Here is a 16,935-nt window from a genome sequence, read left to right as displayed (position 1 = left end):
CCTCTCGAGGTGCGGGGCCGCTGTCGTGTCGAGGGCGGTCGGCGATGAAATGTGCCGCCATGCCACGTTCGCGGGCCGAATCCACCACCTCGGTTCTACCGTGCGGACATGGTGTTCTTTCTGATTCAGCTGGCGCTGATGATCATCGGCGCCGTGGTGCACATCCTGGTGGACCGATCGGTGCGGCGCCGCACCCTCGGCCGCGCAGCCGAACTCGTGCTGCTCTGGATACTCGTTCCCGGCGGCGCATTCGGCATTCTCGCCGGCATCGGTCACGTCGGCCCGAACGCCCCCGAGATCGCCGAAGGCATCGGACCGGACTTCATCCCGTCGATGTTCCAGTGGGAGCTGGGGTGGAACGACATCGCTGTGGGCTTTCTCGGCGTGCTCTGCTTCCGGGTCGGTAACCGTGGCGGATGGCTCGACGCTGCCGTCTGGGCGCTGGCGATCAGCTACGGCGGCGACCTCGCCGGCCACATCTCGCAGTACTACATCCACGACAACACCGCGACCAACAACGTGTGGGCGATCCCCGCCGAGATCTACATCGTCGGCGCGGTCGTCATCGCGTGGTTCGTGTACAGACGAACAACCCCCCGCCGTGTTGCGATCCGGGGACCCAACACGGCGGGGGGTGTCGACAAGACGGAGACGGTCTCGATCAGCTGAGGCGCTCGAGCACCATGGCCATGCCCTGACCGCCGCCCACACACATCGATTCGATGCCGAAGGTCTTGTCGTGGGTACGGAGGTTGTTGAGCAGGGTGGTCGTGATGCGAGCACCGGTCATCCCGAACGGGTGGCCGAGGGCGATCGCCCCGCCGGACACGTTCAGCTTGTCGTGGTCGATGCCGAGTTCCTGGGCCGAACCGAGGACCTGCACGGCGAAGGCCTCGTTGATCTCGACGAGGTCGATGTCGGACAGCGACATCCCCGAGACCCGGAGCACCTTGCGGATGGCCTCGATCGGGCCGAGCCCCATGATCTCCGGCGACAGGCCGGTGGCCGCGGTGGCGACGACGCGCGCGAGCGGGGTCAGGCCCAGTTCCTTCGCCTTGGTGTCGCTCATGATGACCAGCGCCGCGGCGCCGTCGTTCAGCGGGCACGCGTTGCCGGCGGTGATGGTGCCGTCGGGGCGGAAGACCGGCTTGAGCTGCGAGATCTTCTCGTAGGTCGTACCTGCGCGCGGACCGTCGTCGGTGGTGACGAGTGAACCGTCGGGCAGGGTGACCGGGTCGATCTCGCGCTCGAAGAACCCGGACTTGATGGCCTCCTCGGCGCGGTTCTGACTCAACACGCCCCACCGGTCCTGGTCTTCGCGGGAGATGCCGGTGAAGGAGGCGACGTTCTCGGCGGTCTGGCCCATCGCGATGTAGACGTCGGGGATGACGTCGTCCTTGCGCGGGTCGTGCCAGATGCCGGCGTCGCCTGCGGCCGTCCGCTCGGTACGGGCCATCGCGTCGTCGAACAGCGGGTTCTTGGAGTTCGGTGCACCGTCGGCGCCGCCGGAGATCCCGAAGCTCGACACGCTCTCGACGCCGCCGGAGATCAGGACGTCGGCCTCACCGGCCTTGATGGCGTGCAATGCCATGCGGGTGGTCTGCAGCGACGACGAGCAGTAGCGGTTCACCGTGACGCCGGGGATGTGGTCGTGACCCAACTCGACGGCGATCACCCGGGCGATGTTGTAACCACCCTGTCCGCCGGGCTGGCCGATGCCCCAGTGGATGTCCTCGATCAGTGCGGGGTCGAGCTCGGGCACCTTGGCGAGTGCGGCTTCGACCATCTGACGCGACAGTTCGTCGGGCCGGACATCTTTGAGGGATCCCTTGGCGGCGCGGCCGATGGGGGAACGGGCGTGGGCGACGATGACGGCTTCAGGCATGCGTTCAAACTACCGCACCAAGCATCTGCTTGGTTTCACGGTCGGACCATCGGGATCTCTCCAGGTCACGACCGTGCGATACGTCTCCTGAAACGTGTGACGAGTCGTGTTTCTTCGACGGCCTCGGACACCTTGGGAGGTTCCGGCAGCGGCGTGGGCCCCCATTCGCCGATCGAGGCGAGCACCTCGGGCACGAGGATGTCCGCGGCCAGCGTGTAACCCGCGGCCGACGGATGAAAGCGGTCGGGCGAGAGCATGTGCTCGGGCCGCGCGAGGAACTCCTCGGTCAGCAGGTCGGCAAGCGGGACCGGCCGGCCCCCGGCGGCGCGAACCGCCGATCGCTGCGCCGCGGCCAGCGCGAGTCCCCAGCGACGCAGGAACATCCGGAGGGGCTGGGGGATCGCGGTCACCACGCCGAAGTCGGGGCAGGTGCCCACGACCACCTTCGCGCCCCCGTCGACGAGCGCGTGCACCGCCTCGCCGAGGCGCCGTGCCGACGGCAGGGGACTGTTGCGCGCGGTGACGTCGTTGGCGCCGACGAGGATGACGGCGACGTCGGGCCGCTCGTGGTAGACGAACATGGCTTCGATCTGCGCCGCGAGGCCTTTCGACGTCGCGCCCACGATCGCCTTGTTCGCGTAGCGGATCACCTGATCGGTCTCCTCGGCCACGCGCCGGGCGATCTGCACACCCGGCGTCTCGTCCGCGGTCTCGGCGCCCAGGCCGGCGGCTGTCGAGTCGCCGAACACGACGAGAAACAGGTCGTACGGCGTGTCCCTGGTGAAGCGCCCGCTGGTGCCGTCGGGGCGGTACACGCCATCGCCTTCGGGGGCGTTGTCGGTGCGGTGCGGGATGACGACGCGAGCCTCGGCGGCCTGACTGATGAGCAGGTTGTAGGCGGCCCACCCGGCGCCGGCTGCCCCCGCGGTGGCCGCCGCCGTGGCGCCGACATCTCGCACGGTTTTCCCGGAGACGATTCCCTTGCGACTCGAACCGGACACGAGTGCCAGTTTAGGGGGCTTCGACTTGGCAACGGCCGGGTGTCGCTGTTCGTGGCGGTTCTGGGACCATGGACGCATGCGCATCGCCAATCACGTCGTCGACCTGGTGGGCAACACCCCGCTGGTCAAACTGAACTCGGTGACTTCGCCCGGATCGGGCCTGGTCGCCGCCAAGGTCGAGTACCTCAACCCCGGTGGTAGCAGCAAGGACCGTATCGCCGTGCGGATGATCGACGCGGCCGAGGCGTCGGGTGAGTTGAAGCCGGGCGGGACCATCGTGGAACCGACGTCGGGCAACACCGGCGTCGGACTGGCGCTCGTCGCCCAGCAGCGCGGATACAAGTGCGTGTTCGTCTGTCCGGACAAGGTCGGCGAGGACAAGCGCAACGTCCTGCGTGCCTACGGCGCCGAGGTCGTCGTGTGCCCGACCGCGGTCGAGCCGTCCCACCCGGACAGCTACTACAGCGTCTCGGATCGACTGGTCACCGAGATCGACGGTGCGTGGAAGCCCAACCAGTACGCCAACCCGGCCGGTCCGCAGAGTCACTACGAGACCACCGGGCCCGAGATCTGGGCCGACACCGACGGTAAGGTCACCCATTTCGTGGCCGGCGTCGGCACCGGCGGCACCATCACCGGTACCGGCCGCTACCTCAAGGAGATCTCCGACGGTGCGGTGAAGGTGGTCGGCGTCGACCCCGAGGGCTCGGTCTACTCCGGTGGGACCGGTCGGCCGTACCTGGTCGAGGGCGTCGGCGAGGACTTCTGGCCGTCGGCCTACGACCCGGAGATCCCGGACGAGATCATCGCCGTCTCCGATGCCGACTCCTTCGACATGACGCGGCGACTCGCGCGCGAAGAGGGTTTGCTGGTCGGCGGATCCTGTGGCATGGCGGTCGTCGCCGCGCTGCAGGTCGCCGAACGTGAGGGTCCCGATGCCGTGGTCGTGGTCCTGCTGCCCGACGGCGGTCGTGGGTACATGGCGAAGATCTTCAACGACCAGTGGATGAGCAGCTACGGCTTCCTGCGCACCCCGCTGGACGCCAAGACCAAGGAATCTCTCGTCGGGGATGTGTTGCGCGGCAAGACCGGCGCCCTTCCCGACCTCGTGCACACCCACCCGCAGGAGACGTTGCGCGACGCGATCGAGATCCTGCGCGAGTACGGCGTCTCCCAGATGCCGGTCGTCGGCGCCGAGCCGCCCGTCATGGCCGGCGAGGTCGCGGGTGCGGTCACCGAGCGCGACCTTCTCAGCGCGGTGTTCGAGGGGCGCGCCAGCCTCGCCGATCCGGTGTCGGCGCACATGGGTGAGCCGTTCCCGCTCATCGGATCCGGTGAGCCGGTGTCGGCTGCCACCAAGGCGCTCGGTGACAGCGACGCGCTCATGGTCGTCGAAGACGGCAAGCCCATCGGCGTGATCACGCGCCACGACCTGCTCGCCTTCGTGTCGAGCCACCCGATCGTCGGATAGGAGCACCACCGTGAGTGAACGACGCAGTGCCGCGGATTCGGTTCGCTGGCAAGGCTTCTCGACCCGCGCCATCCATGCCGGTTACGATCCGGATCCGCAGACCGGCGCGGTGAACGTCCCGATCTACGCGAGTTCGACCTTCGCCCAGGACGGCGTCGGCGGACTGCGCGACGGCTTCGAGTACGCGCGCACCGGCAACCCGACCCGGCGCGCGCTCGAGGCCAACCTCGCCGCGCTCGAGAGCGGCACCTACGGACGGGCTTTCGCCTCCGGTATGGCGGCGACCGACTGCCTGTTGCGCTCGACGCTGCGTCCCGGTGACCACCTCGTCATCCCCAACGACGCCTACGGTGGCACCTTCCGCCTGATCGACAAGGTCTTCAGCCAGTGGGGGATCACGTACTCGGTGGCGCCGGTGTCCGATGTCGCCGCGGTGCGCGACGCCATCCGCCCGGAGACCAAGCTGGTCTGGACCGAGACGCCGACCAACCCGCTGCTCAACGTCGGCGACATCGAGACCCTCGCCGCCGTCGCGCACGAGGCCGGCGCGAAGCTCGTCGTCGACAACACCTTTGCCTCGCCGTACCTGCAGCAGCCGCTCGTCCTGGGCGCCGACGTCGTGCTGCATTCGACCACCAAGTACCTGGGCGGGCACTCCGACGTCGTCGGGGGTGCCCTGATCACCGACAGCGAAGAGCTCGACGAGGCGTTCGCGTTCCTGCAGAACGGCGCCGGAGCGGTTCCCGGACCGTTCGACGGATTCCTGACGCTGCGTGGCATCAAGACCCTCGGTGTCCGGATGGATCGGCACTGCGACAACGCGGAGAAGGTCGTCGAGTTCCTGGCCGGCCACGACAAGATCGACGCCGTCCTGTACCCGGGTCTGGAGAACCATCCGGGCCACGAGGTCGCGGGCAAGCAGATGAAGCGCTACGGCGGCATGGTCTCGGTACTGGTCAAGGGCGGCCTCGACGACGCCAAGGACTTCTGTGCCCGGACCGAGGTGTTCACGCTGGCCGAGTCGCTCGGCGGCATCGAGTCGCTCATCGAACACCCCGGGGCGATGACGCACGCCTCGACCGCGGGATCGTTGCTCGAGGTCCCGGCCAACCTGGTCCGCCTGTCGGTCGGTATCGAGGACATCGACGACATCCTCGGTGACCTGGAGAACGCGCTGCGCTGACGGGTCGCCGCGCCTCAGGGAACGGGCCGCGCCTCCAGGATGAGGTTCGACGCCGTCGTGGCTGCGACGCGCGCCGAGGAGAGCCCGGCGGCGCGGAACACCTCGAGGAGACGTTCGGGCCCGGCCTGTGCACCCAGTGACGTCGATCCGTCGGCGACGCTGTGTGGGACGCACAGATATGAGCTGCCTGAATAGAACAGCAGCGCAACGGGATTCGTGAGATTATCGGCCAGCGAGTCGTGCGCGAACGGTTCGACGGCGACGACCTGACCCCCGGTACGCAACGACATGCGCGCGTGGTTCAAGGCCTGCACCGGTTCGCCGAAGTCGTGCAACGCGTCGAAGAACAGGATGGCGTCGAACGTGTCGCCGTAGTCGTGTGCGGAACCGACGGTGAATCGGACGCGGTCGGCGACGCCTGCGGACTCGGCCGCGGTGGTCGCCTGGCGAATCGACTCCTCGTGGGTGTCCACACCGACGAAGGTCGAGTTCGGGAACGCCTCGGCGAGCAGGATGGTGGGCACCCCCAGCCCGCATCCGACATCGAGAACGTGGATGCCGGCCCGGAGACGTTGCGCGAGACCGTCGATCGCGGGTATCCACTCCGTCAGCAGCGACGCCCGGTAGATGGTCGCGTAGAAGCGCTGCACGCCGGTGAACAGTCGCGAATCGTGCGCACCCCACGGCACACCCTCGCCGGTCGTGTACGCGTGCGCGAGCCGATCGACCCCCGCCCACACGGCCGCGGCGACCTCGAAGCCGGCGACGACCGCAGCCGGGCTGTTGTCGTCCGCGAGGACCATCGCGTGTTCGACGGGCAGACCGAAGACGTCGGCCTCTCCCGGTGTGTGCGACTCGAGGGTCACGTACCCGGCGGCGGCCTGAACGCACAGCCACTCGCGCACATATCGTTCCGCGAGCCCGGAGCGCTGCGCGACTTCGGCGCTGGTCGCCATGCCCAGCTCGGCGAGCGTCCGCCACAGCCCGAGACGGTCGCCAAGGTAGGTACTGATCGAGTGATAGGCGTGGGTGAGGTCGGAGCTCACCTGGCCGGCGAAGGCTTCGACGCGAGCGAGGTCGACGGCGGTGTCGGTCTCGGTACCGGCGGAATCTGTCGTGGTGGTCATGACACGTCCTCTCGTGTTCGGAATTCTGGGGGCGACGCCTGCGCCGGCGTCGTGTCCCGGAGCCTGCGCCGGTGTGGTGTCATGTCGCTGTCACGACGACCGAGGACGGTGACAGCGCCGTGACAGAGGGTCGGTCGACCATCGGCACATGACGACCACACGAGACGCGTATGCAGCCGCGGACCAGGAGCTGCAGGTGACCGACCTCGGCACGGTGATGTCGATCTGGGCGCACCCCGACGACGAGACCTATCTGGCGGGCGGGGTGATGGCGGCGACCCGCGACGCGGGCGGCCGGGTCGTGTGCGTGACCGCGACCCGCGGCGAGGCGGCCGATGAGCACGCGACCCCGGCCGATCGGTCGGCCCTCGCCGCGGTGCGGACCGATGAGTTGTCCGACGCGTTCGCCGCACTCGGCATCGAGGAGCATCACTGGCTCGACCTGCCGGACGGTGGACTGGAGGCACTCGACCCCGCCGCGCCCGTCGCCGCCGTCGTCGCCCTGCTCGACGACGTCCGGCCCGACACGGTGCTGACGTTCGGCCCCGACGGCGTCACCGGTCACCCCGACCACCGCACCGTCCACCGCTGGGTCACCCGGGCCGTCGGGCAGTCGGCTGCCGATCCGAGGATTCTGCACCCGGTTGCCACCGGTCGTCGCATCGAACTCGACCTCGCGCGCGAATTCGACATGTGGGTGCTCGGCGGGCCCCGACAGTGCCCGGGCGACAAGGTCGCGTTGCGTGTCGAACTCGACGGTCCGGAGCTCGACCGCAAGATCGGGGCGCTGCGGGCCCAGCGATCGCAGACCGCGGGACTGATCTCGGCGATCGGTCTCGACCGATACCGGACGTGGGTCTCGGTGGAGACCTACGCTCATCCTGGGTGATTGCTGGGCAACCGGGTGGGGCCGGGAGATCGGGACGGGAGATCGGGACGAGGGGATGGACGATCGCGGGGCGGCCGGTCACGGCGACGCGTCTCCGGCAGTCGATGTCGGGGTGCTGGGTCCCCTCACGCTGTCCGTCGGCGGCCGTGGGGTCCCGGTCACCGGAGACCGCCGCCGCGCGTTGCTCGCGCTGCTGGCCACCGCGGGTCGCCACGGGTTGGGGACCGGGCGCCTCGTCGACGCGCTCTGGGGCGAGTCGCCTCCCCGGGAACCCCTTGCGGCACTGCACAATCTCGTGTCACGTCTGCGTCGGCACCTCGGTGCCTCCGCCCACCTGCTGGAGCGGCGTCCCGCCGGATACCGGTTGATCGTGACGGTCGACGCCGACGTCGTCCGCGACCTGCTCGCCGCCGCCGCCGGGGAGTCCGATCCGCACGCCCGGCTGCAACTGACCGCGCGCGCATCCCGGCTCTGGCGAGGTGAGCCACTCGGCGAGTTCGCCGGCATCGCGGACCTCGCCGCCGAGCGGGCCGCCCTGGCGGAACTGCGTCGCAGACTCGACGATGCGCACCTCGACGCGCTGGTGGACAGCTGCGACCCGACCGCCGTGACGGAGGCCGTCGCCGCGGTGGCCGCGACGCCGATACGCGAGAACGCGACTCGGCTCCTGGTGCGTGCCCTGGCGGCCGAAGGACGGACGGTCGAGGCGATGGCGGCCGCGGCCGCGTTCCGGGCGCGACTGCGCGAGACCGCGGGTCTGGACCCGAGCCCCGCGCTGGCCGCGCTCGAGCAGAGCGTCGCCGCCGGATGGGAATCCCCCGCCGGGACGGGTCCGGACGACGCTGATTCGGAGGGTGCGGGTCCGAAAGATTCTCGTCCCGTTGGCCATCCCCGTCCGGCCCCGGCCGGCGGACCGCTGGTGGGCCGCGAGCGCGATCGTGCCGAGTTGGTCCGGCTTCTCGCCGCTCACCGGCTGGTGACGCTCACCGGGACGGGTGGTGTCGGCAAGACGACGCTCGCCCTCGACATCGTCTCCGATCCCTCCGTTCTCCCGGGCGAAGCCGTGTTCGTCGTCGACCTCACCGCGGTCACCCGGCAGGACCGCGTCGCAGCGGCGGTGGCGTCGACACTCGGACTCGACGTCGACGGGCCCGTCTCCCCGGCAGCGGTCGCGGGTGCACTGCCCGCCGATCCGATCCTGCTCGTCCTCGACAACTGTGAGCATGTCCTGTCGTCGTGCCGGGAGTTGACGGGTGAAGTCGTGCGATGCGCGCCGAATGTCCGCATCCTGGCGACCTCGCGTGTCGTCCTGGCGTCACCGGCCGAGTACGTCGTCCGTCTGCAGCCCCTCCAGATCCCGCACCGAGCCGCCACCATCGCCGAGGTCGACACGATTCTGCGGCAGAACGGGATTCGCGCCTTCGTCGAGCATGCCCGCCGGCGCAACCCGGACTTCGCCGTGACCGAGCGCGATCTTCCCGCCCTCGTCGACATCCTGTGGCGCGTCGACGGGCTCCCGCTCGGCATCCAACTCGCAGCCCGACAGGCCGCGGTGATGCCGCTGCCCGACGTCGCCCGGATGCTCGACCGCGCACTCGATCTCGCGACCGACTCCGGCGTCGACGGTAGGCGGGGCCAGACGTTCCGGGTGAGCGTCGACATGTCCTTCCGCCTGCTGTCCGCATCCGACCAGGCGGTGCTCACCGCTCTCGCTCCCTTCCCGGGTGGCGTGACGCTGCGGACCTTCCAGTCCCTCGCCGTCGGGACCGACGATCCGGTCGAAACACTGCACCGGCTCGTGGACAGCTCGCTGGTGGTCGCCGACGCGGCGGCCGGACGGTACCGCCTGCTGCACCTCATTCGTCATTACCTGCTCGACCATCTCGAGCGAGCGGATCGGCTCGCCGCGGCCGAGGACCGGTTCATCGAGGAGTGTGTGACGACGGCGCGCGAGATCGAGGCATCCTGGCTCGGGGCCGACGAACCGCAGGCGAATCGACGGCTTCACGCCGAGATGGACAATCTGCGGTCGGCCCGCGACCTGGCCATCGGGTGTCGGCGGATCGACGTCCTCGTCGCGATCACGACGTCACTTTCGCTGGTCGGCACCTGGCGCAACATCCGTGAATTGTGGACATGGGCAATCGATCTGGCGCGGTCGCCGCTCCTCGACGGGCACGACGGTCAGGCCCGGGTGCTGTCGGTCGCCGCCGAGGCCGCGCGACTGGTCGGGGAGTTCGACCTGGCGGTCGACCTCGCCCGGCAGGCGATCCGATGCGGCGAGGGCCCCGGCGCCCCGGGCGCGCCCGGGGCGGACACCGTTCCACTGGTGGGGGCGCACGCCGCCCTGGCGGCGGTCGCGCATTTCCGCGGCGACTTCGACGTCGCGATCAGTGAGTGGACATACTGCGGGCGTCAGGAGTCGATCGGTCCGGCCTACCTCGCGTCGGCGGCACTGGCGGCCTCCTATGCGGGCGACCGGGGTGGGGCCGCCCGGTTGCTCGGCGACGCACGGTCCGCGATCGACACCACCGCCGGTCCGTCGCAGCATGCCTTCCTGGACTACGTGCAGGCCGAACTCGTCGCGGCCGGCGACCCGACGACGGCCCTCGCGCTGTACGAGCGCGCCCACGATCGTGCCGCGGAGGCCGGCGCGACGTTCATCGTCGGCGTCGCCCGTGTCGGAGCGGCGTCGTGCCTCACCCGAGTCGGCGACACGCGCCGCGCAGCCGAGGCATACGTCGTACTCCTGGAGGCGTGGCGGGACAGCGGACAACCCACCCAGCTGTGGACCACGGCTCGCAATGCCGCGGCGCTCCTGCGGTTGCAGGGACGGCGCGAACTGGCCGAGTCCCTGCTGGACTGTGCCGAACTCGACCCGGCCGCGGCCGTCGACGGAACGCAGAGCGTCGACGACGCGGTGGACGGCGAGGGCCCGCACTCCGACGCCGAGGTGGTGCTGGAGGGTGCGCTGCGCGCGCTCCGTGAGGTCGCGTCGGGTCGGTGATGGCGGATACTGTCTCCATGCTGCTGACTGCCGCCGACATCGACCGCGCCGCCGACGAACTGTCGGGGGTGATCCGACGGACGCCGACGATCGCGTCGCGGGTGGTGTCCGAGCGCAGCGGTGCGCAGGTCTGGCTCAAGTGCGAGAATCTGCAGCGCACAGGGTCGTTCAAACCACGCGGGGCGTATCTGCGCATCTCTCGGCTGTCGGCCGAGGAGCGTGCGCGCGGAGTCGTCGCGGCCAGCGCGGGCAATCACGCGCAGGGCGTCGCCTGGGCGGCATCGGATCTGGGGATCACCTCGCGGGTCTACATGCCTACCGGGGCCGCGCTGCCGAAGATCGCAGCCACGAAAGCGTATGGCGCCGAGGTGGTGCTCGCGGGGTCGACGGTCGACGAGGCGCTCGTCGAGGCGCAGCGTCACGCCGACGCGACGGGCGCGGCCCTGATCCATCCATTCGACCATCTCGACATCGTGGCCGGACAGTCGACGGTCGGAGTGGAGATCCTGGAGCAGATCCCGGATGTCACAACGATTCTCGTACCGCTCGGTGGCGGTGGACTGCTCGCCGGTATCGCCGCCGCGGTACATCTGCGCCGGCCTGAGGTCGAGGTCGTCGGCGTGCAGGCGGCGCAGGCTGCAGCCTGGCCGACGTCGCTCGCCGAGAACCGACCGGTTCCGGCCGCGGCGATGAACACCATGGCCGACGGCATCGCGGTCGGGATTCCCGGGGAGGTCCCGTTCGCGCACGTCGCCGAACTCGTGGACCGGGTCGTCACGGTCACCGAGGAAGAGCTGAGCACGGCATTGCTGCTGATGCTCGAGCGGGCGAAGCTGGTGGTCGAACCAGCCGGGGCGGCAGCGGTCGCGGCGGCGGTCAGCGGCCGCCTCGCGCTGTCGGGAACCGTGTGTGTCGTGCTGTCCGGCGGCAACATCGACCCGCTGCTCCTGCGCCATGTCACCACTCACGGGCTCACCGCAGCCGGACGATTCCTCACCGTGACCGCCACGGTCTCCGACCGGCCCGGTGGTCTCGTCACACTCCTCGAACTCCTCCGTGACCTGGGGGCCAGCGTGCTCGACGTCGTGCATTCGCGCGTCGCCGACGACCTCTACCTCGGCGAGGTGCAGGTGACCGTCAGCGTCGAGACCCGTGGACACGACCACCAGCACGACGTCCGGCGGGCTCTCGCGGACGCGGGGTTCCTGCGGGACTGACGGCGGATGTCGGCGCTAACCTGTCTGGGTGTCTGCCGACGGACCCGCCCTGATCGGTGTGCTGGGCCCGATCGCGGTCGGGTCGTGCCCCGTGGGGGCGGAGAGCCCCGACCGGCTCGTCGACGTGCCGGGTCTGCGAGCCCGACGCCTGCTCGTGTCGCTCGCCCTCGCCGACGGCCGCGTGCGTTCGGCGGATCGCCTGATCGACGACGTGTGGGCCGACGATCCGCCGCGCTCGCCGCAGAGTGCGTTGCACACCCAGGTGTCCCGGCTCCGGAAGCTCTTGCCCGAGGGCGCCCTCGAGGGTGGTGAGAACGGCTATCGGCTCCGCGACAGCCGCACCGACCTCGACGTGGTCGAGAAGCTGCTCGCCGACGGTGACCGAACCGCCCACGACCGGGCACGGCGGTGGTGGCGCGGCGTGCCCGGAGACGATCTCGGCGACGGGTCCCCGGTCGTGGCGACGCTGTCCGCGCGCATCCGGCGTATCGAGGACGCGCTCGACACCGCGCAGCTCACGGCCGCGCTCACCGAGGGCGACTTCGCGGCCGCCCGATCCATCGCCGAACAGCGCTGCGCACGAGACCCGTTCGACGAGGCGGCCCACACCGCCCTGATGCGGGCCCTCTCCGGAGAGGGCCGCGCCGCCGAGGCGCTCGCCGTGTTCGACCGGTTGCGGCGGCGGCTCTCCACCGAGCTCGGGATGGATCCGGGTGCCGAGGTCATGGCTGCTCACGCCGAGATCCTCGTGGCGGTACCACCACCGGAGACCAGCACGCACCGGCACGCGCGTGCCGTCGGATTGCGCTCCGCGACCACCGAACTCATCGGGCGCGAAGCGGACCTCGACACCGTGGTGGGCATGCTCGACACCGGTCGCGTGGTGACCGTGCTCGGTCCCGGCGGGGTCGGGAAGACGAGGGTCGCGACCGAGATCGGGCACCGGCTCCATGCAGATGGAGTGCCGATCTTCTTCGTCTCGCTCGCCTCGGTGCGCTCGGACGAGGGCGTGATCCCGGCGATCGCAGCCACTCTCGGGGTCGGGGAGTCCGACCTCTCCGCGACCGGCCGGCCCCGCATGACCCCCGGGGATCTGACCGCTCGGCTCGAGGACGTGCTTCGTGAGCAAGGCTCGGTGGTCATCCTCGACAACTGCGAACAGATCGTCGACGCGTGCGCCCGGATCGTCGCCGAGCTCACCGCTGCGGTACCCGGTGTCCGTGTCCTGTCGACCAGCCGCACACCGCTGGCCATCGCCGGCGAACAGGTTCACCCGCTGCCCGTCCTGGAGGCCGGCGACGCGGACTCGCCGGCGGTGCGGCTGTTCCGGGCACGCGCGAGCGCCGTGCGACCCGATGCCGATCTGCCTGCGGACCGCGTCGTCGAACTGTGCCGACATCTCGACGGACTGCCCCTGGCCATCGAGCTGGCTGCCGCCCGCATCCGGACGATGACGGTGGAGGAGATCGCCGACCGGTTGGGTGAGAAGTTCGCGCTCCTGCGGTCCCCGGACCGCACCACACCCGACCGGCATCGCACCCTCTACGCGGTGATCGAGTGGAGCTGGGAACTGCTCGACGCCGCCGGTCGGACGGCGCTGGTCCAGTTGTGCCGCTTTCCCGGTGGGTTCGCCCGGTCCGCGGCCGAGGCGGTCACCGGGACCACCCGAACCGTCCTCGACGACATCCTCGAGAGTCTGACCAACCAGTCGCTCCTGTCGGTGACGGAGATCGACGGACTGGCCCGATTCCGGATGCTGGAGATGGTGCGCGAGTTCGGCGAAACCCGGATGGATGCCGACCGGGCCGTCCAGGTCGAGACGGCGATGAACACATGGGCACGCGAGTTCGTCAGTGCCATGCGGGACCGTGCCGAGAACGGGGACCACCTCCGCGGCGCGACCGGCATGGCGCTGGAAGCCGACAACCTGACCTGGATTCTCCGGTCGGCCTGTGAAGCCGCGGTCGTGACACCGTCAGACGGTCTCGTCGCGGTGCTGACGACGCTGTTCCCGGCATTGGCATATCACTGGACCGTGCGCGGTCTGCACGGCGAGACCCGTGCGTGGGGAGCCCGGGTGGTGTCGGCGTTGCCACGCCCGCCCACGGATCCGACCGACGCGGAGCGCGAGAACTGGCAGGTGACCGCGATCGTCGGTGCCGTGCACGGGATGATGACGAGCGACCTCCGAATTCTGGCCACTGCCAGGTTCATTCTGCGCGCGCTCCATCGCGCGCAGCTCACTTTCGAGCGTGCGAGCGAGTTCGTGTCCGCCGTGGCGCTGGCGTCGAATCCGACGCGCGCGTACCGGATCATCTGCCGGGCGGCCGAGGCCGCGTCCGACGACGAGGTCCGCGCACTGGCTCTGACGCTGCGATCTCACCTCCGAGAGAATCGCGGACTGGTCGGCCCGGCACTACAGGATTCGACGGCCTCGGGCCGGTGGCTCGCCGGCAGCCGCTACGCGTCCTGGTTCCAGGGAATGCGACAGACGAGCACCGGCAGTCTGTACGGACAGCAGGGCAGGTATTCCGAGGCCGCCGCGACCTATCGGGCCGGGATCGATCTGCTCGCACCGCTGGACGCGGTCGAGGACGTCCGTCAGATCCGGACCGTGCTCGCGCTCACCCTCCTTGCCGACGGCCTCCCGGATGACGCTCGGCGCGAACTCGCCCTGGTCACCGGCGAGTGGGACCTCGACACCGAGGACCCACAAGGCAATCCGGAAGTGACCGGACCGGCCCTGCTGGGTGTGGCCGAACTCGCCTTCGTCGACGGTGCGCCGAGCACGGAGGTGGCCGCGGGCTTTCGACGTGCCGCACGGGTCATGTTGCGAGAACACCCCTTCGGGGTCGCCGACCCCGCGGTGCTGATGGTGGTGTGCGCCGCCGTCGCCGGACTCGTCCGCAGCGGGGACGTCGACGCCGCATGGGATCTGGTTCCGCAGATGGTGAAGGGGCTCGACGACATGACATTCGGTCCGGGATGGCAGGACCTCCCGCAGGCGGGCACAGTGGCATCGGCCTTCGCTGTGTTGTGGGGCGCCGACCGGCCCACGGATTCCGGCGGGCGGCGTCTCGTCGAGCTGGCTCTGAGTCTGCCCGGGCGACAGGACTATCCGTCGTTGAGCTGGGCGCGGCGCTGGGCGCTGGCACAGGTCGGGGGCGACCACGAGGTGGCGCGACACCCGAAGGTGCCGCGCCACCTGGCCGTCGAGGAGCTCCAGCGACTGCTCCACGATCAGGTGTTGCGCATATAGGCCTTCACGGCGAGCGGGGCGAACACCGCGGTGATGAGCGCGGCCCCGGTGAGAGCCCACACGACGTGGATGCCGGCGTGACCGGAGTTCGTCAGTTCGCGGACCGCGGTGACGAGGTGGCTCACTGGGTTGACGTTCACGAAGCCCTGCAACCAGCCGGGCATGGTGTCGACCGGGACGAAGGCGTTCGACATGAAGGTCAGCGGGAACATGATCATCATCGAGATGCCCTGCACCGCAGATGCCCTGTTCATCAGGCACCCCATGAGTGCGAAGATCCACGAGACCGCGAAGCTGCACACGATGATGAGCGCGGCCGACGCCACGACGCCGAAGAGGTCTGGGCGCCACCCCATCAGCACGCCCATCACGACCGTCAGGACGGTCGCGATGGAGTACCGGATGACATCGGCCAGCAGGGCGCCCGCGAGGGGGCTGATCCGGGCGATCGGAAGGGAGCGGAACCGGTCGAACACGCCCTTGTCCATGTCCTCACGCAGCTGCGTACCGGTGACGATCGAGGTCATGATCACCGTCTGCACGAGGATGCCCGGAATGATCACCGGCAGATAGGCTTCCACGTTGCCACTGATCGCGCCGCCGAAGATGTAGGTGAACATCAGCGTGAAGATGATCGGCTGGAACGTGACGTCGAAGAGTTGTTCCGGGTTGTGCCGGATCTTGAGCACACCGCGATACGCCATGCTGAAGGACTGCCGGAACGACTCGGTCAGGCTGATGGAGGTCTTCACCTGCGCGCGTGCGACGCGGGTCGTGATCGAGGTCGACGGGGGACCGTCGATGGTGGTGGTCGTGGTCATGAGCGGGCCTCCGGAGTGGTGTCGGATGCGGGGGTGTCGGACTCTGCCGGCCTGCCGGTGATGGTGAGGAACACCTCGTCGAGGCTCGGCTTCGCAACGGTGATCTCCTCGAGACCGATCCCGTTCTCGCGCAGCGCGATCAATACGTCGGGTACGAGTTCGGCGGTGCTCAGCGGAATGGTCGTCCGCGCTGCTTCGGGACTCAACGTGGCGGTCTGCCCGAGAATCGACTCGGCGATCTGACACACGCGGGGCGCGTCGGCACGATCGGCCGGGACGAGCTGGAGGGTGCTGGCACCGATGGAGTGTTTGAGCTCGTCGGCCGTGCCGTCGGCGATGACGCGACCGTGATCGATGACGGCGATGCGGTCGGCCAATTGGTCTGCCTCGTCGAGGTACTGGGTGGTGAGCAGGACGGTCGATCCGCCGGCGACGAGACGACGGATGGTGTCCCACATCTGGGCGCGGGTTCGTGGGTCGAGGCCTGTCGTGGGTTCGTCGAGGAACAGCAGCGGTGGGGTGTCGATCAGGCTGGCAGCGAGGTCGAGGCGCCGACACATGCCGCCGGAGAAGTTCTTCAACGGTCGGGTGGCGGCGTCGGTGAGGGCGAACTCCTCGAGCAGCTCGTCGGCGCGTGACCGTGCCGCGGTCCGCGAGAAGCCGAGGAGGCGAGCGAAGAGCACCAGGTTCTGGGTGGCGGTGAGGTCCTCGTCGACGGAGGCGTACTGCCCCGTGACGCCGACGAGCGAACGAACCGCGACCGCATCGTCGACGACGTCGTATCCGAAGACTCGTGCTTCGCCGGCGTCGGGACGTAGCAGGGTGGCCAACATGCTGACGGTCGTGGTCTTTCCCGCACCGTTGGGCCCGAGGACGCCGTACACCGATCCGGTCGGGACGGCGAGGTCGACGCCGTTGACCGCGCGGGTCGATCCGAAGTGCTTGACGAGTCCGCGCGCCTCGATGGCCAGGTCGGTGTGGAGGGACTGTCCCGGCCCGGCTTCGGGCCGGGGAGTGGTTGTCGTTGTCATGGCGACAACTCTGAACCCGGCCCCTGTCGTCGGGCTTGCGTCGG

Annotated in this window: 12 protein-coding genes; 7 read left to right on the top strand and 5 right to left on the bottom strand. The window is 69.6% G+C overall.

Translation table 11 applies throughout. The annotated features are described in order from the left end of the window. Positions 1-108 precede the first annotated feature (108 nt). Entirely contained in the window at positions 109-669 is a 561-nt protein-coding gene (locus ACFW3F_RS21735) for a DUF6790 family protein (RefSeq protein ID WP_388061125.1), read from the top strand. On the opposite strand, the gene ACFW3F_RS21730 is transcribed toward ACFW3F_RS21735, so the two are convergent. Continuing rightward, on the bottom strand, positions 662-1,885 hold the full coding sequence (locus tag ACFW3F_RS21730; RefSeq protein WP_388061123.1) for an acetyl-CoA C-acetyltransferase: 1,224 nt from the start codon (positions 1,883-1,885) through the stop codon (positions 662-664). The genes ACFW3F_RS21735 and ACFW3F_RS21730 overlap by 8 nt on opposite strands. A gap of 65 nt (positions 1,886-1,950) precedes the next feature. Further along, positions 1,951-2,886: an SGNH/GDSL hydrolase family protein gene (locus ACFW3F_RS21725; RefSeq protein WP_388061121.1), complete on the bottom strand. Its 936-nt coding sequence runs from the start codon at positions 2,884-2,886 to the stop codon at positions 1,951-1,953. Between the two features lie 76 nt (positions 2,887-2,962). Here ACFW3F_RS21725 and ACFW3F_RS21720 point away from each other — a divergent pair, with 76 nt between their 5' ends. Both ACFW3F_RS21720 and ACFW3F_RS21715 read left to right on the top strand, forming a co-directional pair. Then, a complete protein-coding gene (locus tag ACFW3F_RS21720) occupies positions 2,963-4,357 on the top strand; it encodes a cystathionine beta-synthase (protein ID WP_388061120.1) in 1,395 nt (464 codons plus the stop codon). A 10-nt stretch (positions 4,358-4,367) separates the two neighbouring features. After that, positions 4,368-5,540 carry a cystathionine gamma-synthase gene (locus ACFW3F_RS21715; RefSeq protein WP_388061118.1) on the top strand — a complete coding sequence of 391 codons (1,173 nt, stop codon included), beginning with the start codon at positions 4,368-4,370 and terminating at the stop codon, positions 5,538-5,540. A gap of 14 nt (positions 5,541-5,554) precedes the next feature. Here ACFW3F_RS21715 and ACFW3F_RS21710 read toward each other — a convergent pair whose 3' ends face one another. Then, entirely contained in the window at positions 5,555-6,667 is a 1,113-nt protein-coding gene (locus tag ACFW3F_RS21710; RefSeq protein WP_388061116.1) for a class I SAM-dependent methyltransferase, read from the bottom strand. A 148-nt stretch (positions 6,668-6,815) separates the two neighbouring features. Here ACFW3F_RS21710 and ACFW3F_RS21705 point away from each other — a divergent pair, with 148 nt between their 5' ends. From ACFW3F_RS21705 to ACFW3F_RS21690, 4 genes are read left to right on the top strand one after another with little or no spacing between them, the layout of a single operon-like run. Then, positions 6,816-7,556 carry a PIG-L deacetylase family protein gene (locus ACFW3F_RS21705; protein ID WP_388061114.1) on the top strand — a complete coding sequence of 247 codons (741 nt, stop codon included), beginning with the start codon at positions 6,816-6,818 and terminating at the stop codon, positions 7,554-7,556. A gap of 55 nt (positions 7,557-7,611) precedes the next feature. After that, complete coding sequence (locus ACFW3F_RS21700) at positions 7,612-10,563, top strand: ATP-binding protein (RefSeq protein ID WP_388061113.1); 2,952 nt, start codon at positions 7,612-7,614, stop codon at positions 10,561-10,563. 17 nt (positions 10,564-10,580) lie between these two features. Continuing rightward, positions 10,581-11,780, top strand: a complete 1,200-nt coding sequence (ilvA, locus tag ACFW3F_RS21695; RefSeq protein WP_388061111.1) for a threonine ammonia-lyase — start codon at positions 10,581-10,583, stop codon at positions 11,778-11,780. 28 nt (positions 11,781-11,808) lie between these two features. After that, positions 11,809-15,039 carry a BTAD domain-containing putative transcriptional regulator gene (locus ACFW3F_RS21690; RefSeq protein ID WP_388061109.1) on the top strand — a complete coding sequence of 1,077 codons (3,231 nt, stop codon included), beginning with the start codon at positions 11,809-11,811 and terminating at the stop codon, positions 15,037-15,039. Here the strand turns inward: ACFW3F_RS21690 and ACFW3F_RS21685 are convergent. Then, the gene (locus ACFW3F_RS21685; RefSeq protein ID WP_388061107.1) at positions 15,021-15,860 is read right to left on the bottom strand and encodes an ABC transporter permease; all 840 of its coding nucleotides are present in this window, start codon (positions 15,858-15,860) and stop codon (positions 15,021-15,023) included. The genes ACFW3F_RS21690 and ACFW3F_RS21685 overlap by 19 nt on opposite strands. Next, positions 15,857-16,891: an ATP-binding cassette domain-containing protein gene (locus ACFW3F_RS21680; RefSeq protein ID WP_388061105.1), complete on the bottom strand. Its 1,035-nt coding sequence runs from the start codon at positions 16,889-16,891 to the stop codon at positions 15,857-15,859. The genes ACFW3F_RS21685 and ACFW3F_RS21680 overlap by 4 nt, the downstream gene beginning before the upstream one ends. Between the last annotated feature and the right edge of the window lie 44 nt (positions 16,892-16,935).

The organism is Gordonia sp. NPDC058843 (assembly GCF_042743165.1).
Lineage (GTDB): Bacteria > Actinomycetota > Actinomycetes > Mycobacteriales > Mycobacteriaceae > Gordonia.
Note: the sequence above shows the minus strand (reverse complement) of the source record. Positions and strands in the feature narration are given on the sequence as shown.

Coding starts and splice junctions, on each gene's coding strand:
- ACFW3F_RS21735 (WP_388061125.1), top strand. CDS start 109: ATGGTGTTCTTTCTGATTCAGCTGGCGCTGATGATCATCGGCGCCGTG.
- ACFW3F_RS21730 (WP_388061123.1), bottom strand. CDS start 1,885: ATGCCTGAAGCCGTCATCGTCGCCCACGCCCGTTCCCCCATCGGCCGC.
- ACFW3F_RS21720 (WP_388061120.1), top strand. CDS start 2,963: ATGCGCATCGCCAATCACGTCGTCGACCTGGTGGGCAACACCCCGCTG.
- ACFW3F_RS21710 (WP_388061116.1), bottom strand. CDS start 6,667: ATGACCACCACGACAGATTCCGCCGGTACCGAGACCGACACCGCCGTC.
- ACFW3F_RS21705 (WP_388061114.1), top strand. CDS start 6,816: ATGACGACCACACGAGACGCGTATGCAGCCGCGGACCAGGAGCTGCAG.
- ACFW3F_RS21700 (WP_388061113.1), top strand. CDS start 7,612: ATGGACGATCGCGGGGCGGCCGGTCACGGCGACGCGTCTCCGGCAGTC.
- ilvA (WP_388061111.1), top strand. CDS start 10,581: ATGCTGCTGACTGCCGCCGACATCGACCGCGCCGCCGACGAACTGTCG.
- ACFW3F_RS21685 (WP_388061107.1), bottom strand. CDS start 15,860: ATGACCACGACCACCACCATCGACGGTCCCCCGTCGACCTCGATCACG.
- ACFW3F_RS21680 (WP_388061105.1), bottom strand. CDS start 16,891: ATGACAACGACAACCACTCCCCGGCCCGAAGCCGGGCCGGGACAGTCC.